The organism is Leptothrix sp. (in: b-proteobacteria) (assembly GCF_965250675.1).
Taxonomy (GTDB): domain Bacteria; phylum Pseudomonadota; class Gammaproteobacteria; order Burkholderiales; family Burkholderiaceae_C; genus Sphaerotilus.
The window spans coordinates 689282-709456 of the sequence record NZ_CBDFPH010000008.1 but is presented as its reverse complement, the minus strand read 5'-3'; the positions used below and the strand labels follow the sequence as shown (position 1 = coordinate 709456).

19 protein-coding genes and 1 pseudogene are annotated in these 20175 nt (G+C 69.6%); 16 read left to right on the top strand and 4 right to left on the bottom strand.

Features of this window, described 5'->3' with window-relative positions; genetic code table 11:
* The first annotated feature begins 64 nt into the window (after positions 1–64).
* Genes AC5IG3_RS12685 through AC5IG3_RS12675 form a run of 3 tightly spaced genes read left to right on the top strand, consistent with a single transcriptional unit; the run spans position 65 to position 2791 of the window.
* Positions 65–913 (top strand): 3-hydroxybutyryl-CoA dehydrogenase, encoded by an 849-nt coding sequence (locus tag AC5IG3_RS12685; RefSeq protein ID WP_491906646.1) that lies wholly within the window; start codon positions 65–67, stop codon positions 911–913.
* A 19-nt stretch (positions 914–932) separates the two neighbouring features.
* Complete coding sequence (locus tag AC5IG3_RS12680) at positions 933–1865, top strand: diacylglycerol/lipid kinase family protein (RefSeq protein ID WP_491906645.1); 933 nt, start codon at positions 933–935, stop codon at positions 1863–1865.
* Positions 1862–2791: a LysR substrate-binding domain-containing protein gene (locus AC5IG3_RS12675; RefSeq protein WP_491906644.1), complete on the top strand. Its 930-nt coding sequence runs from the start codon at positions 1862–1864 to the stop codon at positions 2789–2791. Before AC5IG3_RS12680 ends, AC5IG3_RS12675 begins: the two co-directional genes overlap by 4 nt.
* An 11-nt stretch (positions 2792–2802) precedes the next feature.
* Here AC5IG3_RS12675 and AC5IG3_RS12670 read toward each other — a convergent pair whose 3' ends face one another.
* Both AC5IG3_RS12670 and AC5IG3_RS12665 read right to left on the bottom strand, forming a co-directional pair.
* The gene (locus AC5IG3_RS12670) at positions 2803–3171 is read right to left on the bottom strand and encodes a TfoX/Sxy family protein (protein WP_491906643.1); all 369 of its coding nucleotides are present in this window, start codon (positions 3169–3171) and stop codon (positions 2803–2805) included.
* Positions 3172–3212: 41 nt separating this feature from the next.
* The gene (locus AC5IG3_RS12665; protein ID WP_491906642.1) at positions 3213–4733 is read right to left on the bottom strand and encodes a CYTH and CHAD domain-containing protein; all 1521 of its coding nucleotides are present in this window, start codon (positions 4731–4733) and stop codon (positions 3213–3215) included.
* A 137-nt stretch (positions 4734–4870) separates the two neighbouring features.
* On the opposite strand from AC5IG3_RS12665, the gene AC5IG3_RS12660 reads away from it, so the two are divergent.
* From AC5IG3_RS12660 to AC5IG3_RS12605, 12 genes and pseudogenes are all read left to right on the top strand, one after another.
* Complete coding sequence (locus AC5IG3_RS12660) at positions 4871–5560, top strand: substrate-binding domain-containing protein (protein WP_491906641.1); 690 nt, start codon at positions 4871–4873, stop codon at positions 5558–5560.
* A 34-nt stretch (positions 5561–5594) separates the two neighbouring features.
* The gene (locus tag AC5IG3_RS12655; protein WP_491906640.1) at positions 5595–6623 is read left to right on the top strand and encodes an amidohydrolase family protein; all 1029 of its coding nucleotides are present in this window, start codon (positions 5595–5597) and stop codon (positions 6621–6623) included.
* Positions 6624–6640: 17 nt separating this feature from the next.
* Entirely contained in the window at positions 6641–7324 is a 684-nt protein-coding gene (gene ligK, locus AC5IG3_RS12650) for a 4-carboxy-4-hydroxy-2-oxoadipate aldolase/oxaloacetate decarboxylase (RefSeq protein WP_491906788.1), read from the top strand.
* A gap of 5 nt (positions 7325–7329) precedes the next feature.
* Positions 7330–8286, top strand: coding sequence for a DUF1932 domain-containing protein (locus AC5IG3_RS12645; RefSeq protein WP_491906639.1), 957 nt, complete (start codon positions 7330–7332; stop codon positions 8284–8286).
* A gap of 2 nt (positions 8287–8288) precedes the next feature.
* Entirely contained in the window at positions 8289–9227 is a 939-nt protein-coding gene (locus AC5IG3_RS12640) for an amidohydrolase family protein (RefSeq protein ID WP_491906638.1), read from the top strand.
* Positions 9228–9230: 3 nt separating this feature from the next.
* Complete coding sequence (gene ligA, locus AC5IG3_RS12635; protein WP_491906637.1) at positions 9231–9674, top strand: protocatechuate 4,5-dioxygenase subunit alpha; 444 nt, start codon at positions 9231–9233, stop codon at positions 9672–9674.
* A 1-nt stretch (position 9675) separates the two neighbouring features.
* The gene (locus AC5IG3_RS12630; RefSeq protein WP_491906636.1) at positions 9676–10533 is read left to right on the top strand and encodes a class III extradiol dioxygenase subunit beta; all 858 of its coding nucleotides are present in this window, start codon (positions 9676–9678) and stop codon (positions 10531–10533) included.
* A 12-nt stretch (positions 10534–10545) separates the two neighbouring features.
* Positions 10546–11514, top strand: a complete 969-nt coding sequence (locus AC5IG3_RS12625) for a Gfo/Idh/MocA family oxidoreductase (protein WP_491906635.1) — start codon at positions 10546–10548, stop codon at positions 11512–11514.
* Positions 11515–11561: 47 nt separating this feature from the next.
* Positions 11562–12809 (top strand): nucleoside recognition domain-containing protein, encoded by a 1248-nt coding sequence (locus AC5IG3_RS12620; RefSeq protein ID WP_491906634.1) that lies wholly within the window; start codon positions 11562–11564, stop codon positions 12807–12809.
* 49 nt (positions 12810–12858) lie between these two features.
* Positions 12859–13848: pseudogene (locus AC5IG3_RS12615) on the top strand (aldo/keto reductase).
* Between the two features lie 60 nt (positions 13849–13908).
* Positions 13909–15444 (top strand): ATP-binding protein, encoded by a 1536-nt coding sequence (locus AC5IG3_RS12610; protein WP_491906633.1) that lies wholly within the window; start codon positions 13909–13911, stop codon positions 15442–15444.
* On the top strand, positions 15441–16136 hold the full coding sequence (locus AC5IG3_RS12605) for a response regulator (RefSeq protein WP_491906632.1): 696 nt from the start codon (positions 15441–15443) through the stop codon (positions 16134–16136). The genes AC5IG3_RS12610 and AC5IG3_RS12605 overlap by 4 nt, the downstream gene beginning before the upstream one ends.
* Positions 16137–16166: 30 nt before the next feature.
* Here the strand turns inward: AC5IG3_RS12605 and ctlX are convergent, their stop codons facing one another.
* Positions 16167–17057, bottom strand: coding sequence for a citrulline utilization hydrolase CtlX (gene ctlX, locus AC5IG3_RS12600; RefSeq protein WP_491906787.1), 891 nt, complete (start codon positions 17055–17057; stop codon positions 16167–16169).
* A gap of 260 nt (positions 17058–17317) precedes the next feature.
* Here ctlX and AC5IG3_RS12595 point away from each other — a divergent pair, with 260 nt between their 5' ends.
* A complete protein-coding gene (locus AC5IG3_RS12595; RefSeq protein WP_491906631.1) occupies positions 17318–19261 on the top strand; it encodes a potassium transporter Kup in 1944 nt (647 codons plus the stop codon).
* Here the strand turns inward: AC5IG3_RS12595 and AC5IG3_RS12590 are convergent.
* Complete coding sequence (locus AC5IG3_RS12590) at positions 19238–20170, bottom strand: LysR family transcriptional regulator (RefSeq protein WP_491906630.1); 933 nt, start codon at positions 20168–20170, stop codon at positions 19238–19240. The two genes, AC5IG3_RS12595 and AC5IG3_RS12590, sit on opposite strands and share 24 nt — an antisense overlap.
* Between the last annotated feature and the right edge of the window lie 5 nt (positions 20171–20175).

Below are 20175 nucleotides of genomic sequence, written 5' to 3'. Positions count from 1 at the left end.
AGGGCCAGCAGGCAGAATCGCGCCGCTTTTCCACAGACTTCCCACTGACTCCCGGAGCATCCACATGAGCATTCAGACTGTCGGCATCATCGGCGCAGGCACCATGGGCAACGGCATCGCGCAGGCTTGCGCGGTGGCGGGGCTGAATGTCGTGATGGTGGACATCAGCGACGCCGCCGTCCAGAAAGGACTGGCCAGCATCGCCGGCAGCCTGGACCGCCTGATCAAGAAAGAAAAGCTCACGCCCGAGCAGAAGGCCGCCGCGTTGGCACGGGTGGCCACGTCGACCGACTACGCCGCGCTGAACGCCGCGCAGATCGTCATCGAGGCGGCCACCGAGAACCAGGCGCTCAAGGTCAGGATCCTGCAGCAGCTCGACGCCCAGCTGCCGCCCGAGGTGCTGCTGGCCAGCAACACCAGCTCGATCTCGATCACGCAGCTGGCTGCGGCCACGCAGCGCCCGGACCGCTTCATCGGCATGCACTTCTTCAACCCGGTGCCGATGATGGCGCTGGTGGAAATCATCCGCGGCCTGCAGACCAGCGACGCCACCCACGCCGCCGTGCAGACACTGGCCGAGCGGCTGGGCAAGACGCCGATCACGGTGAAGAACGCGCCGGGTTTCGTCGTCAACCGCATCTTGGTGCCGATGATCAACGAGGCCTTCTTCGTGCTGGCCGAAGGCGTCGCCTCCGCCGAGGACATCGACGCCGGCATGAAGCTCGGCACCAACCAGCCGATCGGACCGCTGGCACTGGCCGACATGATCGGGCTGGACGTCTGCCTGGCGGTCATGAACGTCTACGTCGAGCAGTACGCCGACAGCAAGTACCGGCCCTGCCCGCTGCTCAAGGAAATGGTCGCCGCCGGCTGGCTCGGCCGCAAGACCGGGCGCGGCGTCTACACCTACTGATCACCCCGGCTGCCCCGGCATGCACGGCGCCGTCGCCCTCCTCAACCCGCTGGCCAATGGCGGGCAGGCGCGTGCGCTGCGCGAGCCGGTCACGGCCTGGCTGGCTGCGCAGGCCCCCGGCGTGCCGCTGCTGGTGCCCGAGAGCCCCGACGCCGCCCAGGCCACGCTGATGATCCTGGCGCCGCGCACCCGCGTCGTGCTGATCGGTGGCGACGGCATGCTGCACCACATGCTGCCGGCGGCGCTGCGGCTGGGCCACCGCGTCGGCCTGGTGCCGGCCGGCCGCAGCAACGACGTCGCCCGCGCGCTGAGCCTGGAGCCGCAGCGCTGGCAGGCCGCGCTGGCCTATGCGCTGCACGCGCCCAGCGGGCCGGTGGACATCGGCCGTGTCGAGGGCGAGGACAGCAGCCACTACTTCGCCGCCCGACTCGTCTGCAGCGCCCAGCCAAAACGTGATGCGGTGTCGCCCTGGCGCATCTGGATCGACAGCAAGCCGGTGCACGACGGCCCGGCGCAGGCGCTGTGGCTGTTCAACGCGCCGCGTCCGGAGGGCCGCCAGCGCGACGGTGTCTCCGCGCCGCTGGCCCGGCTGGCCGACCAGCGCCTGGACGCCGTGCTGCTGCGCGACGGCCACGCGCCCCACCCGCACCACGCCTTGCGCGCCGTGCCCGCCTGGCTGCGCCGTATGACGCGCTGGCCGTACCACCCGCCGCACGTGCTGCGCACCGGCTGCAGCAAGGTGCTGATCGACGCCGACGCGCCGCTGCCGCTGGTCGCCGACGGCGAGCCCCTGCCACCCGCTGCCCGCCTGCTGGTCCAGCTGATGCCGCGCGCGCTGCACCTGGTCGGCGGCCACCTGCTCGACGGCACGCCCAGCGCATCCGAAGACGTTGACGACGCACCGACGCGCATCGCCCGCGACATCACCGCCTACGACACCCCGCCGCCATGAACCTGCGCCAGCTCGAATACTTCGTGCAGGTGGCCGAGCTGGGCAGCTTCAGCAAGGCCGCCGTGGTGCTCGACATCGCCCAGCCCGCGCTCAGCCGCCAGGTGCGCGCGCTGGAGGTCGAGCTGCACGACACCCTGCTGCAGCGCACCGGCCGCGGCGTGGTGCTGACCGAGGCCGGCCAGCGCCTGTTCGAGCATGCGGTGACCATCCTGCAGCAGGTGGCGCAGGCGCGCGAGGACATGGGCGAGCAGCGCGACGAGCCGGTCGGCCGCATCGTCATCGGCCTGCCGCCCAGCATCGGCCGGCAACTGACGCTGCCACTGATCGACGGCTTCCGGCGCCAGCTGCCGCAGGCCCGGCTCGCCATCGTCGAGGGGCTGACCTCGCACATCGCCGAATGGATCACCTCCGGGCGCATCGACCTCGGCCTGCTCTACAACCCCGAAGCGCAGCCCACGCTGCAGATCCGCCCGGTGCTGGAGGAGCGGCTGTGCCTGGTCGAGCCAGCGCGCCCAGATGGCCCGCCCGGCAGCAACGCCCCGCTGCCGCTGCGCGAACTCGCCCGCTACCCGCTGGTGCTGCCCGAGCGCCTGCACGTCATCCGCCGCCTGCTCGACAGCCAGGCCACCCTCGCCGGCCTGACGCTCGACATCGCCTGGGAAGTCTCCAGCGTGCCCGCCATCATCGACCTGGTCTGCGCCGGCTACGGCCACGCCGTGCTCACCGCCAGCGCCGTGGCCGCCTCCAACCGCGCTGATGAGTTGCGCGCCCGCCCGCTGACCGACCCCGCACTGCTCAGCGTCCTGTGCCTGGCCACCGCCGCCCACAAGCGCCCCGGCGCGCTGATGCGCCGGGCGGAATCGCTGTTGACGGAGCTGGTGCGCGGCCTGCCGCAAGGGGCGGCGGCGCGGTCGCTGCCGGGGTAGGCGCTGATCCGCTACCGGCTGGCGGGCGCGTCTTTCTTGCGCTTGACGGATTTGGCCGGCTTGGCCGCTTTGGGCTTGGGCACGGGCAGCGCCTGTGCGGTGACCGTGAAAACGCGCCTCAAGACCTCCCGATCGTCGATCTCCCCATCCAGCCAGAAATGCGGCTTGGCGCCCGGATAGGGCGGTCGCTCGGCCACGCGGCCCAGCAGCGCGCGGCCCTCGACGGTCGGTTTGACGAACAACTGGTTGTCGCACACCAGGGCGATCACCTTGCCGTCCAGGTAGAGCGCGTACTCGCCGAACATCTTCCTGAACGTCAGCGCGCCCGCCAGACCGGCCTGTTCGCGGACATATTCAACGTAGCTGAGGTCAGAGGCCATGGGGACTCCAGGCTTTCAAGTCGGGATCGAACGATGCGGCATCAGGCCCACGGCTCGGCTGCGCGGCGGAAAGTTCTCAACACCTCGATGCACTCCGCCACCAGCGCCTCACGCCGCGCCGTCAGCCAGCCCACCGCAAACCACGCCCGGGCGTCGTGCTCGGCCTGCTCGCGGTACATCTCCAGCGCGGTGCTCGCATCGCAGTAGTCGCCCAGGCGGACCTGCACGCGCGCGAGTTCTTCCAGATAGCGCGCCACGCGTTTGCGACCGAATGACTCGTTGAGGATCGCGGCGCTGAATTCGACGGCGTAGCGCAGTTGCTTGAAGCGCTTGCGCAGCGCGTGGCGGTCGGCTTCGGGCAGTTCGGCGAACTGAGCGGCCTCGCTGCGGCAGCGGCGGTGCCAGCGGTGCAGGCGGTGGGTGATGAGATCGGGCAGCGGGGCTTTGGGAGCGTCGGTGAAGGGTTCAGCGTCCAGCAGCACGAAGGCTTGCAGGTCGATCAGCGCCAGCGTCACGGCGCGGGCGCGCACGGCGTCGGTGGCGGTCGGGCCGACGGCATCAGGCAAGTCGATGGGCGGCGCGCCAGCGGCTTGCAGCGCCGGCGCGAAGGTTTGCGCCAGCACGGTGCGGTCGCGGTTGGCGCCGAGTTGCGTGAACAACTCCGCCAGCGTCGCGCTGACGGCCCCGGCCAGCGGCGGCGCCCAGCTGCGGCTCAGGCGCAGGCCAGCGCGCAGGCGGCGCAGGCCGACGCGCAACTGGTGGATGTGCTCGTCGTCATGCGTGCCGGAGGCGATTTCGCTGGCGTTGCGCAGGATCTGGCCCAGGCAGGCGGCGGCGATGGCGCGGGCGGCCTCGGCCGGGGTTTGCGTGGCGTGCAGCTTCGGCGGCGTGGCCTTGATGGGCTGGCCCAGGAAGGGCGACCCGGCGGCATCGGCCTGGCAGAACCGCACCAGCCGGCCGCCGCGCTCAGCCTTGCTGCGCACATCCAGCCACAGGCCGTGGCGCTGCACCCAGCGGCGCGCCTGCGCCAGCACCAGCGCGGGTTCACCACGCACGAGTTCGATTTCCAGCTCGCAGACCGGCCAGACCTGATCGCCCGAGGCGATCTCGCCGGCATCGAACGCCAGCTCGACCACGCCGCCAGCCACATTCAGATGGCGGTGGCAGCGCAGGATGTCGGTGCGGTACTGCTCGGCCAGCGGCGGCGGCGGAGCCTCGCCGGCGCGGGGCGCGAGGGCGGCGGCCAGCGCGTCACCGGCGGGCGTGCCGGCGTGGCGGGCCAGGTCCAACGCCGGGCGATCGGTGCCGTCCACGCTCACGTTGTGCTCCAGCCGCTGCAACGCGTGCGCCGAGCCGGCCTTGAGGGTCTGTACCCACTGCGGGCCCTCCTGGCGCAGGCGCAGCGCGATGCCGGCAGCGGCCAGGCGCCGGTCGGCGGTGTCGAAGTAGGCCGCCTGCAGCCGCGTGCGCTGGGCGCGGGCGGTGCCGACGGCAGCAGCCACCGCCGCGCGTGCCGACTCGGGCACCTGGAGCTTGATTTCAATTTCAGTGTGTGAAGCCATACGCCAAGCCTACCGCGAGCGCAGCCCCTGGTCGATGCCGTTATGCGATAGCTGCTAGTGGTAAACCGACCTAGCCGGCATGGCCCCAGGTGGCCAGAATCAGCGCACTTTCAAATTCGACTGGCTATTGAGGTGACATGAAGCCCGCAATCCAAGGCATTTCGTCGATGGCCACGCGCCAGGTGCTGGCCGAACTGGTGGCCGAGTTCGAGCAGCGCTCGGGCGACACGGTCGCCATCGAGTCGGTCGGCGGGGTGGACGCCGCCAAGCGGGTCCAGGCCGGCGAGGCCTTCGATGTGGTCATCCTCGCGTCCGACGCGATCGACCGGCTGCTGGCCGCCGGCCATCTGGTCGCGGGCAGCAAGGTCGATCTGGTGCATTCGGGCGTGGCCGTCGCCGTGCGCGCAGGCGCCGCGCAGCCGGACATCGGCTCGGAAGACGCGGTGCGCCGCGCCGTGCAGGCCGCCCGCAGCATCAGCTACTCGACCGGCCCGAGCGGCGTGGCACTCGCCAAACTGTTCGAGCGCTGGGGCATTGCCGACGAGATCGCCCCCCGCATCGTCCAGGCCCCGCCCGGCGTGCCGGTGGGCGCGCTGGTGGCGCGCGGCGAGGTCGAGCTGGGCTTCCAGCAACTGAGCGAACTGCTCAACCTGCCCGGCATCACCCTGCTCGGCCCGCTGCCGCCGGCCATCCAGATCACCACCACCTTTTCCGCCGGCGTGGGCGTGCACTCGGCCCAGCCCGAGGCGGTGCGCGCGCTGCTCGACTTCATGACCTCGCCGCAGGCGGCCGACGCCAAGCGGCGCCAGGGCATGGATCCGGCCTGAATCAGGCATCCACCATTTCACAGGAGCACCCGACATGATCATCGACGTCCACGGCCACTACACCACCGCCCCGGCCGCCCTCGGCGCCTGGCGCGACCTGCAGATCGCAGCCCTCAAGGATCCGTCCAAGGCGCCCAAGGCCAGCGACCTGAAGATCAGCGACGACGAGCTGCGCGAGACCATCGAGACTAACCAGCTGCGCCTGATGAAGGAACGCGGCTCGGACCTGACGATCTTCAGCCCGCGCGCCAGCTTCATGGCGCATCACATCGGCGACTTCAACACGTCGAGCACCTGGGCGGCGATCTGCAATGAACTCTGTTTTCGCGTCGCCGAGCTGTTCCCGGACCACTTCATCCCGGCGGCGATGCTGCCGCAGAGCCCGGGCGTCGACCCGGCCACCTGCATCCCCGAGCTGGTGAAGTGCGTCGAGCAGTACGGCAACGTCGGCATCAACCTGAACCCCGATCCGTCGGGTGGCCACTGGACCTCGCCGCCGCTGTCGGACAAGAGCTGGTACCCGATCTACGAGAAGATGGTCGAGTACGACATCCCGGCGATGATCCACGTCAGCACCAGCTGCAACGCGTGTTTCCACACCACCGGCTCGCACTACCTGAACGCCGACACGACGGCCTTCATGCAGTGCCTGACCTCGGACCTGTTCAAGGACTTCCCGACGCTGAAGTTCCTGATCCCGCACGGCGGCGGCGCGGTGCCCTACCACTGGGGCCGTTTCCGTGGCCTGGCGCAGGAGCTGAAGAAGCCGCTGCTGCAGGACCACCTGCTCAACAACATCTTCTTCGACACCTGCGTCTATCACCAGCCCGGCATCGACCTGCTGACGAAGGTGATCCCGGTCAAGAACATCCTGTTCGCCAGCGAGATGATCGGTGCTGTGCGTGGCATCGACCCCGAGACCGGCCACTACTACGACGACACCAAACGCTACGTCGCCGCCACCGCCAACCTGACCGACGACGAGCGCTACCAGGTGTTCGAGGGCAACGCCCGCCGCGTGTTCTCGCGCCTGGACACCGCCCTCAAAGCCAAAGGACTCTGATCATGACCACTTCATTGATGAACCAGCTCGGCGTTGTCAAACGCGGCATCACCCGCGCCGACCCGGCGGCAGTCGAGAAGCTCGGCCGCTTCGGCGTCGCCACCATCCACGAGGCCATGGGCCGCGTCGGCCTGATGAAGCCCTATATGCGGCCGATCTACACCGGCGCGAAGATCTGCGGCACCGCCATCACCGTGCTGCTGCAGCCGGGTGACAACTGGATGATGCACGTCGCCGCCGAGCAGCTGCAGCCTGGCGACGTCGCCGTGGCGGCCTGCACCACCGACAACGCCGACGGCTTCTTCGGCGACCTGCTGGCCACCAGCTTCCAGGCCCGCGGCGCGCGCGGCCTGATCATCGACGGCGGCGTGCGCGACGTGGACGAGCTGCAGGCCATGGGCTTCCCGGTCTTCGCCAAGGCCATCCACGCCAAGGGCACGATCAAGGCGACGCTGGGCTCGGTCAACATTCCGGTGGTCTGCGCTGGCGCGCTGGTCAACCCGGGCGACGTGGTGATTGCAGACGCCGATGGCATCGTCGTCGTGCCCGCCGCGATGGCCCAGCAGGTGGCCGATGCGGCCGAGAAGCGTGAGAGCTTCGAGGGCGAGAAGCGCGCCCGCTTCGCCGCCGGCGAGTTGGGTCTGGACATGTACAAGATGCGCGAGCCGCTTGAGAAGGCCGGCCTGCGCTACATCGACTGACCGCGATGAACACGCCGCTGCAGTGGCACATCGGCCTGGTCGGCTATGGCGAGGTCGGGCGCATCCTGGCCGAAGACCTGCGTGCGCAGGGGGTGACGGTGTCGGCTCATGACCTGAAGCTCGACACCGACGCAGCCGACCTATTGCACGCGCACGCCGCCGCGCACGGCGTGCAACTCGCGGCATCGCACGCCGAACTGGCCGCACGCGCCGACTTCATCATCAGCGCCGTGACCGCCAGCCAGACCGTGGCGGTGGCGCGGGCCTGTGCAGCGCCACTCCGGCAGGGCGTGTTTTTCCTCGACGTCAACTCGGCCTCGCCGGTGGCCAAGCAGCGCGCGGCCGCGCTGATCGACGCCGCCGGCGGGCGCTACGTCGAAGGCGCGGTGATGACCAGCGTGCCGCCGCACCGCATCAAGGTGCCGCTGCTGCTGGGCGGCGCGCACGCCGGGGCGCTGTCGCCGCTGATCAACGCGCTGGGCTTTGCCTCGCAGGTGGCCAGCGACCGGCTCGGCGTGGCCAGCGCCACCAAGATGTGCCGCAGCGTGATGATCAAGGGCCTGGAGGCGATGGTGATCGAGAGCTTCACCACCGCGCGCCATTACGGCGTCGAGGACGCGGTGATCGCCAGCCTGTGCGAAACCTTCCCCGGCATCGACTGGGAGCGCCAGGCCAGCTACTTCTTCCAGCGCGTGATCGAGCACGGCCGCCGCCGCAGCGAGGAAGTGCGCGAAGTGGCGCAGACCGTGCACGACGCCGGCCTGACGCCCTGGAGTGCCAGCGGCACCGCCGAACGACAGGCCTGGATGGCCGATCTGGCCGACAGCGGCCTGTTCGGTGCGCGCAACAGCCCCGATTTCGCCCGCAGCGCCGACTGGCGCGTCGAGGCAGACCGCATCCTCGCCCGCTTGCACGCGATCGAGGACAGGTTCGATATCAACAGTGATGAACAGGACGCATGACCATGAGCAAACCCACCTCAGGTGACTTCACCAAGACCGCAGGCTGGATGGACTGGTACACCGGTCCGGCCAAGCCGGCTTTCCAGCTGCCCGCAGGCGCAGTCGACGCGCACTGCCACGTCTTCGGCCCCGGCGCCGAATTCCCCTACGCGCCCGAGCGCAAGTACACGCCCTGCGACGCCAGCAAGGCCGAGCTCTACGCGCTGCGCGACCACCTCGGCTTTGCCCGCAACGTGGTGGTGCAGGCCACCTGCCACGGCGCCGACAACCGCGCCATGATCGACGCCTGCGTGTCCTCGGGCGGCAAGGCGCGCGGCGTGGCCACCGTGCGCCGCAGCGTCACCGACGATGAACTGCAGGCCATGCACGCGGCTGGCGTGCGCGGCGTGCGCTTCAACTTCGTCAAGCGGCTGGTCGACTTCACGCCCAAGGACGAGCTGCTGGAAATCGCCAGCCGCATCAGCAAGCTGGGTTGGCACGTGGTGATCTATTTCGAGGCGGTCGACCTGCCCGAGCTGTGGGACTTCTTCACCGCGCTGCCGACCACGGTGGTGGTCGACCACATGGGCCGCCCGGACGTGTCCAAGCCGATTGACGGCCCGGAGTTCGAGCTGTTCCTGAAGTTCATGCGCCAGCACCCCAACGTCTGGAGCAAGGTCAGCTGCCCGGAGCGCCTGAGCGTGACCGGCCCGAAGGCGCTGGATGGCGAGCAGAACGCCTACACGGACGTGATCCCGTTCGCCAAGCGCGTGGTGGAAGAGTTCCCCGACCGCGTGCTGTGGGGCACCGACTGGCCGCACCCGAACCTGAAGGACCACATGCCCGACGACGGCCTGCTGGTCGACTTCATCCCGCACATCGCGCCGACGGCTGAACTGCAGCGCAAGCTGCTGGTCGACAACCCGATGAAGCTCTACTGGCCGGAAGAAGTGAAGGGCTGAACCATGTCACTCGACAAACCCTATCTGGACGTGCCGGGCACGACCATCTTCGATGCCGAGCAATCGCGCAAGGGCTACCACCTCAACCAGTTCTGCATGAGCCTGATGAAGGCCGCCAACCGCGAGAAGTTCAAGGCCGACGAGCGCGCCTACCTTGACGCCTGGCCGATGACCGAGGAGCAGAAACAGGGCGTGCTGACGCGCGACCTGAACCGCTGCATCGCCGCCGGCGGCAACATCTACTTCCTGGCCAAGATCGGTGCCACCGACGGCAAGAGCTTCCAGTACATGGCCGCCAGCATGACGGGCATGACGCAGGAGGAGTACATGGCCATGATGCTCGGCGGCGGCCGCTCGGCCGAAGGCAACCGCATCCTCGGCGAGAACGGCGATGCCCAGCCGCAGAACCAGCCGCAAGGCGCAGCCCACAAGAAAGCAGGTGCTTGAGATGGCCCGCATCACCGCCTCCGTCTTCACTTCCCACGTGCCGGCTATCGGCGCGGCCATCGACCTGGGCAAGACCGCCGAGCCCTACTGGCAGCCGCTGTTCAAGGGCTACGAGCCGTCCAAGCAGTGGATGAAGGACAACAAGCCCGACGTGATCTTCCTGGTCTACAACGACCACGCCACGGCCTTCAGCCTGGAGATGATCCCGACGTTTGCCATCGGCTGCGCGGCCGAGTTCCAGCCCGCCGACGAAGGCTGGGGCCCGCGCCCGGTGCCGGTGGTCCAGGGCCACCCGGAGCTGGCCGCGCACATCGCGCAGTCGGTCATCCAGCAGGATTTCGACCTCACCATCGTCAACAAGATGGACGTGGACCACGGCCTGACCGTGCCACTGTCGCTGATGTGCGGCCAGCCCGAAGCCTGGCCCTGCCCGGTGATTCCGTTTGCCGTCAACGTGGTGCAGTACCCGGTGCCAAGCGGCCAGCGCTGCTTTGCGCTCGGCCAGGCCATTCGTAAGGCCATCGAGTCCTTCGACCAGGACTTGAACGTGCAGATCTGGGGCACGGGCGGCATGAGCCACCAGTTGCAGGGCGCACGCGCCGGCCTGATCAACCGCGAGTGGGACAACGCCTGGCTCGACAAGATGATTGCCGACCCGGCTGCCGCCGCCGCCACGCCGCACATCGACTACGTGCGTGAAGCCGGCAGCGAAGGCATCGAGCTGGTGATGTGGCTGATCGCGCGCGGCGCGATGGCTGACGTCGCCGGTGGCCCGGCGCCCACGCTCAAGCACCGCTTCTATCACGTGCCCGCCAGCAACACGGCGGTGGGCCACGTCATTCTCGAGAACAACGTTTAAGGACACATCGACATGAGCCAACCCCATCAAGGCCCCATCCGCGTCGCGCTGGCCGGCGCGGGCGCCTTCGGCATCAAGCACCTCGACGGCATCAAGAACATCGAGGGCGTCGAAGTCGTCTCGCTGATCAGCCGTGACCTGGAAAAGACCCGTGAAGTGGCCGACAAGTACGGCATCGCGCACGTCACCACCGACCTGGCCGACAGCCTGGCGCTGCCGGAAGTCGACGCCGTGATCCTGTGCACGCCGACGCAGATGCACGCCGCGCAGAGCCTCGCCTGCCTGAAGGCCGGCAAGCACGTGCAAGTGGAAATCCCGCTGGCCGACAGCTGGACCGACGCGCAGGCCGTGGCCGATCTGGCCCGGAGCAGCGGCCTGGTCGCCATGTGCGGCCACACCCGCCGCTTCAACCCCAGCCACCAGTACGTGCACCAGCAGATCACTGCCGGCGCCTTCAACATCCAGCAGATGGATGTGCAGACCTACTTCTTCCGTCGCACCAACATGAACGCGCTCGGCCAGGCACGCAGCTGGACCGACCACCTGCTGTGGCACCACGCCGCGCACACCGTCGACCTGTTCGCCTACCAGTGCGGCAGCCCGATCGTGAAGGCCAACGCGGTGCAAGGCCCGATCCACCCGACGCTGGGCATCGCGATGGACATGAGCATCCAGCTGCAGGCCGCCAACGGCGCGATCTGCACGCTGTCGCTCTCGTTCAACAACGACGGCCCGCTCGGCACCTTCTTCCGCTACATCGGCGACAGCGCGACCTACCTGGCGCGCTACGACGACCTGTTCACCGGCAAGGACGTGCAGATCGACGTCTCCAAGGTGGCGGTGTCGATGAACGGCATCGAGCTGCAGGACCGCGAGTTCTTCGCCGCCATCCGCGAAGGCCGCGAGCCCAACTCCAGCGTCGCCAGCGTGCTGCCTTGCTACCAGGTGCTGCACCAGCTGGAACAGCAGCTGCAAGGCTGAGCGCGCCACCGCCGATCAGGCCACGCCGATAGGGAACAATCCGGCCGATGATTCTCAACATCGTCTGGATCGCCTTCATCCTGATCGGCTTCGCCGCCGCCCTCGCCCAGCTGGCGCAGGGCGACATGGCCATCTTCACCAAGATCATGACCGGGCTGTTCGACACGGCCAGGACCGGCGTCGACATCTCGCTCGGCCTGATCGGCGTCATGAGCCTGTGGCTGGGCATCATGAAGATCGGCGAGCAGGCCGGCGTCATCGGCCTGTTCGCACGCGCCACCGCACCGTTCTTCCAGCGACTGTTTCCCGAGATTCCGCGTGGCCACCCGGCCAGCGGCAGCATCGTCATGAACTTCAGCGCCAACATGCTGGGGCTGGACAACGCCGCCACGCCGCTGGGCCTCAAGGCCATGCGCGAGCTGCAGGAACTCAACCCGCAGAAGGACACCGCCAGCAACGCGATGATCATGTTCCTGGTGCTCAACACCGCAGGCATCACGCTGATCCCGACCTCGGTGATTGCCATCCGCCAGAGCATCGCCGCCGAGCAGGGGCTGGTGGGCTTCAACGGCGCCGACATCTTCCTGCCGACGCTGATCGGCACCTTCATTTCCTTCCTGGCCGGCCTGGTGGCCGTGGCCGCCTACCAGCGCATCAACCTGCTGCGCGGGCCGGTGCTGTTGTTCCTGGGCGGCTTCATCGCGCTGATGGCCGGGCTGTACGGCTGGCTGCACAGCTACCCGCCCGACAAGATGGCTCAGATCGTGAGCCTACTAGGCAGCGGCGTGATCTTCTCGATCATCGTGGCCTTCGTGGCGGTCGGTGCACTGCGCCGCATCAACGTCTACGAGGCCTTTGTCGACGGCGCCAAGGACGGCTTCGGCGTGGCGGTGCAGATCATTCCCTACCTGATCGCCATCCTAGCGGCGATCTCGGTCTTTCGCACCACCGGCTGCATGGGCTATGTGACCGACGCCATCGCCGCCGGCGTCACCGCGCTGGGCCTGGATGCCGACTTCGTGCCCGCGCTGCCGGTCGGGCTGATGAAGACGCTCAGCGGCAGCGGCGCGCGCGGGCTGATGATCGACGTGATGAAGACCTACGGCGTCGACTCCTTCCAGGGCAAGCTCGCCGCCATCATCCAGGGCTCGACCGAGACCACCTTCTACGTGCTGGCGGTCTACTTCGGCAGCGTCAACATCCGCCAGACCCGCTACGCGCTGACCTGCGGGCTGATCGCCGACGTGGTGGGTGTGGCGGGGGCCATCGTCGTCGGCTACATGTTCTACAAATAAAACCGCGACTTCGCGCTGCACCACCATGAACAACTCCTTCGCAACCCCCTTGCCGCAACGCCGTCTGGGCGATTTCAGTGTCTCGGCCATCGGCCTGGGCTGCATGAACCTGAGCCACGCCTACGGCCAGCCGCCGTCGTTCGACGATGCCGCCGCGCTGCTGCTGCGGGCGCTGGATGCGGGCGTGACGCACTTCGACACCGCCGCGCTCTACGGCTTCGGCACCAATGAAGAGCTGGTCGGCCGCGTGCTGGCGCCGCACCGCCACCGCTTCATGCTGGCCAGCAAGTGCGGCATGACGGGCGTGAACGGCGTGCGCGTGATCGACGGCCGGCCCGAGACGATCAAGGCCACCTGCGAAGCAGCCCTGAAGCGCCTGCGCACCGACGTGATCGACCTCTACTACCTGCACCGCTGGGACAAGCAGGTGCCGATCGAGGACTCGGTCGGCGCGCTGGCCGAGCTGGTGCGCGCGGGCAAGATCCCGCGGCATCGGCCTGAGCGAGGTCTCGGCCGCCACGCTGAAGCGCGCGCACGCGGTGCACCCGATCACGGCGGTGCAGAACGAGTATTCGCTCTGGTCACGCAACGTCGAGTTGGGCGTGCTGCCGGCCTGCGCCGAGCTGGGCGTGGCGATGGTGGCGTTCAGCCCGGTCGGGCGCGGCTTCCTGGGCGGCACCTTGCGCGACACCGGCGGCTTCGACGCTAAAGACATCCGCCGCAGCATGCCGCGCTTCCCAGGCCGAGCACTTCAGCCGCAACCTGCAGCTGCTGGACGCCTACACGGCGCTGGCGGCCGAAGGCCGGCTGCACGCCCGCGCAACTGGCGCTGGCCTGGGTGCTGGCCCAAGGCGAGCAGGTGCACGCCATTCCGGGCACCACCTCCATCGCGCACCTGGAAGACAACCTGGCCGCGGCCAGCCTGAACCTGGACGCCGATCTGCTGGCCCGGGCCGGCGCGTTGATCAACCAGCGCACGGTGAGCGGTGCGCGCTACAACGCCGCAACGCAGACCGAGGTCGATACCGAAGAGTTCTGACGCGCCCGGCCCGGTCGTCCTGATGCTTTCCCTGATGGCGAGGCTGCTAACTTCGCCGCCATGGACACCCCAAGAACCGTCACCCCGCCCTGGACCCGCTGGCTGGCGCTGCCGGTCTGGATCGCCGCAACCGGGCTGATGGTGTGGCTGGAGGGCCGGGTCGACCTGGCCAATCTGGCCATGCTGCTGGTGCTGGCCTCGGCCATCAGTGCGCTGTGGCTGCCGCTGTGGCAGACCCTGCTGGCCAGCGTGGCGGCGCTGCTGGCCTTCAACTGGAACTTCGTACCACCGCGCGGCACGCTGGCGGTCGACCTGCACCAGCACGCGCTGCTGCTGGGTGCGATGCTGGCGGTGAACGTCATCATTGCGCTGCTGATGGTGCGGCTGCGCACCCAGGCCGCCACCGCGCGCGACCACGCCCAGCGCACCGAACAGCTCAACGCCTGGGGCGACACGCTGCGCCAGCTGACCGACCCGTCCGACATGGCGCACGCGCTGCACACCCAACTGCAGGCCCTGATCGGCCCGCCAGTCGGCCTGCAAGTGACGGGGCTGTGGCTGCTCGACGCCCTGCCCGCCAGCAACGACCCGGCGGCGGTCGGAGAGCTGGGCGCCCTCGACCCGGCCGAAGCCGCCGACGCCCGCGAAGGCCTGTGGCTGTGCCTGCGCGAATCGCGCGCCATGGGGCCGGGCACGGGCTGGCATGACGCGCAGCACGCCTGGTTTCTGCCCTGGCGCGCCGGCAAGATCAGCCTGGGCGCCTCGCGCCTGCCGCTTCGGCTGGGCGAGCCGGTGGACGACGCCCTGCGCGCCCACGCGCAGGCACTGTGCGACCAGCTCGGCGTCACGCTGGCGCGCAGCCACGCCCAGCGCGCCGAGCAGCGCCTGCGCGAACAGGCCCAGGTGCAGGCGGTGCGCAACGCGCTGCTGGCCGCCATCTCGCACGACTACCGCACGCCGCTGGCGACCATCCTGGGCGCGGCGTCGTCGCTGGTCGAGCAGGCCGACCGCCTCAGCCCCGAGCAGCGCCTGCGCCTGGCGCGCACGGTGCAGGACCAGGCCAGCCAGCTCAGCCGCCTGACCGACAACACGCTGCAGCTGGCGCGGCTCGATGCGCCGGGCGTGGCGCTGCGGCTGGACTGGGAATCGGCCGAGGAGATCGTCGGCGCCGCACTCAACCGCGTGCGCCAGCGCGACCCGGCCAAGCGCGTGCGCGCCCGGCTCGAACCCGGCCTGCCGCTGCTGCGCTGCGACGCGGTGCTGCTGGCCCAGCTGCTCGACAACCTGATCGACAACGCCCTGCACTACAGCCCGCCCGAGGCGCCGGTGGAGCTGCTGGCACGCCGCCAGGGCGATCAGTTCGTGCTGGCGGTGCGCGACCGCGGCCCGGGCATTCCACCGGCCTGGCGCGAGCGGGTCTTCGAGGTCTTCCAGCGCGGCGAGGGCACCGCCGGCCGGGGCGCGGGCGTCGGCCTGGCGGTGTGCCGGGCGATTGCACGCGCCCACGGCGGCGAGCTGCGGCTGCGCCCCCGCGCGCACGGCGGCAGCAGCTTCGAGTGCGTGCTGCCCGTGGCCGATGCGCCGGAGGGGCCATGACGCTCAAAGTCCTTCTGGTTGAAGACGACGGCGCCCTGTGCACCACGCTGCGCGAGGCGCTGCAGGTCGAGGGCTACACCGTGCGCAGCGCCGCCAGCCTGGCCGAGGCGCGTGCGCTGCTGAGACACGACGGCCTGCCCGACCTGGTGCTGCTGGACCTGGGCCTGCCCGACGGCAGCGGCGACACCCTGCTGGCCGAGCTGCGCCGCCGCCACGGCCTGCCGGTGCTGGTGATCTCGGCGCGGCAGGACGACGGCCAGAAGATCGTGCTGCTCGACGCCGGCGCCGACGACTACCTCGTCAAGCCCTTTGCCATCGGCGAATTGCTGGCGCGCATGCGCGTGGCGCTGCGCCATCGCGGCCAGGCCCAGCGGCCGGCGGTGACGCGCTATGAACATGACGGCCTGCAGATCGACCTGGCCGCGCACCGGCTGCAGCTGCACGGCCAGGAAGTGCACCTGACGCCGACCGAATTCAAGCTGCTGGCGCGGCTGGTGCGCAGCGCCGGCCAGGTTGTCACCCACCGCCAGCTGCTGGCCGATGTCTGGGGGCCGGACTGCACCGAGCACACCCACTACCTGCGCCTCTACATGGGCCAGTTGCGCGCCAAGCTGGAGGCCGAACCGGCCGAGCCGCGCCGGCTGCTGACCGAGCCGGGCGTGGGCTACCGGCTGGTGGAGGCACAAGCGTAGAACGCGCAGGACTGATGCGCGGCGGCGGCTTTAGCGCCGCGACAGGTGGATGCCTGCCAGCATGCAGCGCACCGAGCCGCCGGCCAGCTCGATGGCGGGCACCGCCAGCGGCAGCAGCTGGGCCGAGCGTTCGATGCGCTGGCGCTGCTCGGGCCTCAGGCTGCGGGCGGCGCGCGCCGACAGGGCCAGCACGCGGCCATCGTGGCCCGAGAGTTCCAGCGCGTTGCCGGCAAATTCGGCAATCTGCGCGGGGTCGAGCGTGATCACGTCGCGGCCGGTTTCCTCCAGCCGGGCCCGCACTTCGGCGCGGCGCCTGGCATCGGTGAACAGGTCGAAGCCGACCAGCGCGAACTCGGTGGCCACGCACATCAGCACGTTGGTGTGATAGACCGGCCGGCCGGCGGCATCAGCCGTGTCGAAGGCCATCGGCTCGAAATTGAAGTGGGTGCAGAAGCGCTCCAGCGCCACCGCATCGGCGCGGTGCGAGCGTGCGGTGTAGGCCACGCGCGCCAGGTGGTCGAGCACCATCGCGCCAGTGCCCTCCAGAAAGACGCCGTCGGGCTCCAGGCCGGAGTAGTCGATCACGTCCTGCACGCGGTAATCGGCCTTGAGCATCTCGATCACGTCGGCGCGCCGCTCGCGGCGCCGGTTGGGCGAGTGCATCGGGTACAGCGCGACGTGGCCGCCCGGGTGGGTCGAGAACCAGTTGTTCGGGAAGACCGCGTCCGGCGTGTCGCGCGTGCCGTCGTCGTCGAACAGGTGCACGCGCACGCCGTGGCGGCTGAGGGTTTCGGCGGCAGCGGTGACTTCGTCGTAGGCGGCGCGGGCAATGTCGTCGGCGCGGCCGGCAGCGGCCTCGCGCTGGAAGGCGTTGTCGGCCGCCGTCTGCGGGTTGGGGTGGAAGCGGTGCGGGCGCACCATCACCACGGCGGCGGGCGCCTGGATCGACAGGGCGGAAGGGGTGCGGCGGCTCACGTTCAACTCTCATGACGGACAAGGGGCGCCCAGTCTCCCAAGCACCGCTGCCAACCGGAAGCGGCGATATTGAGCAGAAAGCGCAACATCTTGTGCAAATCGCCAGAGTTCATTCACGATTTGGCAACAGGGCCGCCAACCCGCCCTTATGCGTTCCTGATGCCGCTGCAGCGATGCTGGCGCCCTCGTCACCGCCCCTGCGGACCATGAACACTTCCAGCCTTGCCCCTGCGGCGCCCGCGCCCACACCGTCTCCCACCGATCCGCGCCACGGCGCCCACCGACCCGGCCTGGCGGCGCTCACGCTCGCGGCCATCGGCGTGGTCTATGGCGACATCGGCACCAGCCCGCTCTACACCCTCAAGGAGGTCTTCGCGCCGCACACCGGCGTGGCGTTGACCGGGGGCAACCTGATCGGCGCGGTCTCGGCCATCTTCTGGGCGCTGATGCTGGTGGTCACGCTCAAGTACGTGGTGCTGATCCTGCGCGCCGACAACCGTGGCGAGGGCGGCGGGCTGGCGCTCACCGCGCTGGCCGCACAGGCCGTGGCCGGCCGGCCGGCGCTGCGGCGCGGCCTGCTGCTGCTGGGCGTGTTCGGCGCGACGCTGTTCTACGGCGACAGCATCATCACCCCGGCCATCTCGGTGCTCGGCGCCATGGAAGGCCTCAAGGTGCTGGCGCCCGGGCTGGAGGCCTGGGTTCTGCCGCTGAGCCTGCTGGTGCTGATCGGGTTGTTTCTGGTGCAGCGGCTGGGCACGGCGGCGGTGGGCCGGGCGTTCGGGCCGGTGATCGTGCTGTGGTTCAGCACGCTGGCGGTCACCGGCGTGGTGCAGATCGTCCACCAGCCGGCCATCCTGGCCGCACTCAACCCGCTGGAGGCGCTGAACTTCCTGCTGGCGCGTGGCTGGCACGTGCTGGCGGCTGTCGGTGCCATCGTGCTGGCGCTGACCGGCGCCGAGGCGCTGTACGCCGACATGGGCCACTTCGGCCGCAGGCCGATCCAGCTGGCGTGGACCTTTCTGGTGATGCCGGCGCTGGCGCTCAACTACCTGGGCCAGGGCGCGCTATTGATGAGCGAGCCCGACGCGATCGAGAACCCCTTCTTCCGCCTGTTCCCGCAGGCTGCGCTGCTGCCCGCCATCTTGCTGGCGACCTGTGCCGCCATCATTGCCTCGCAGGCCGTCATCTCCGGCGCGTATTCGATGACGCGCCAGGCCATCCAGCTCGGTTTCCTGCCACGCATGCAGATCCGGCACACCTCGGCGCACGAGTCCGGGCAGATCTACGTGCCCGCCGTCAACACCCTGCTGCTGCTGGGCGTGCTGGCGGCGGTGCTGCACTTTGGCAGCTCATCGGCGCTGGCCTCGGCCTATGGCATCGCGGTGACGGTGACGATGCTGATCACCACGGTGCTGACCTTCTTCGTCGTGCGCCACGCCTGGCACCTGCCGGCGTGGCTGGCCTACGGGGCCACGGCTTTCTTTGTGGCGTTCGATCTGCTGCTGGTGGCCGGCTGCGCGGTCAAGCTCCTGGACGGCGGCTGGTTTCCGCTCGCGATGGGCGCGCTGCTGTTCATGCTGATGAGCACCTGGGCGCGCGGCCGCACCCTGCTGGTCAACAGCATCCGCAGCGATGGCCTGGCGCTCGACGACTTCCTGCGCCACCTGGGCGCCGACAGCGTGCAGCGTGCCGCCCGCACGGCGGTCTACCCCGTGGCCGACCCGCAGACCGTGCCGCAGGCGCTGCTGCACAACCTCAAGCACAACCAGGTGCTGCACGAGCGCAACGTCATCCTGACGGTGCAGTTCCGCGATGTGCCGTGGGTCGACGAGGCCGAGCGCGTGCAGCTCGAATCCCTGGAGACGCTGGCCGCCGGCTTCTGGCGCATCACGCTGCACTACGGCTTCATGGAGACGCCGGACGTGCCGCTGGCCCTGACGCGCTGCGAGGCGCTGGGCCTGCGCATTCCGGTCTTCGAGACCAGCTACTTCATCAGCCGCGAAACCGTGGTGCCCACGCCCGGCAGCGGCATGACCGACTGGCGCGAAAAGCTGTTTGCCACGATGAGCCGCAACGCGGGCAGCATCGTCGAGTACTTCCACCTGCCCGATAACGCCGTGGTGGAGCTAGGCACGCGGGTGCAGATCTGAGTTCGGCAACCGGAGGCGCTCCGCCACCACCGCCTCCAGTTCGGCGCGCAGCCACTGGTGCATCGCGTCCGCATGGTGGCGGCGGTGCCAGAGCAGGTACATCGGCATCTCGGGGCTGGCCAGCGGCAGCGCGGCACTGTTCAGGCCGCGCAGCAACTCCACGCTCAGCAGGCTGGGCAGCGTCGCCAGCAGCCGGCTGCCGCGCAGAAACGGTGCGATGCCCGAGAAGCCCGGCACCGTGACGATCAGCCGGCGCTGCAGGCCCTGGGCGAGCAGCCACTGGTCGACGTCGAGCATGCGGCCCGATTCGTAGCGCACGCTGATGTGGTCGGCCGCCAGGTAGTCGGGCAGGTCGCGCGGGGCGCTGCGCTGGCTGGCGTCGAAGAAGACGCGGTAGCAGTCGGCGAACAGGCGCTTCTGCATCACGTCGCCAGCCTCGGGCGGGCGGGGCGAGATGGCGAGCGCGCAGCCCTCGTCGCGCAGCAGTTCGGCGCTCGGCACGCCCGAGCTGATCACCCGCAGCCGCAGGCCCGGTGCCTGCGCGCGCAGGCGCTGCAACAGCGTGGGCAGCAGCAGGTGGCTTTGCAGGTCGTTGGCGGCGAGGGTGACGGTGGCGTCGAGCAGCGCCGGGTCGAAGCGGCTGGCGGTGGCAAAGCCGCGCAGGCGCTGCAGCAGGTCGCGCGCCTGCTGGGCCAGCGCATCGGCGCGGTCGGTGGCGACGATGCCGCGCCCGCTCTTGACGAACAGCGCGTCGCCCGTGATCGCCCGCAGCTTGTCCAGCCCGTGGCTGACCGCCGACTGCGTCACGCCCAGGCGCTGCGCGGCGGCGGTGACCGAGCCGGTCTCCTGCACCGCCAGCAGCAGCTGCAGCAGGCGGCCGTCCAAATCCAAATGATCGAAATCGCTCATGACAG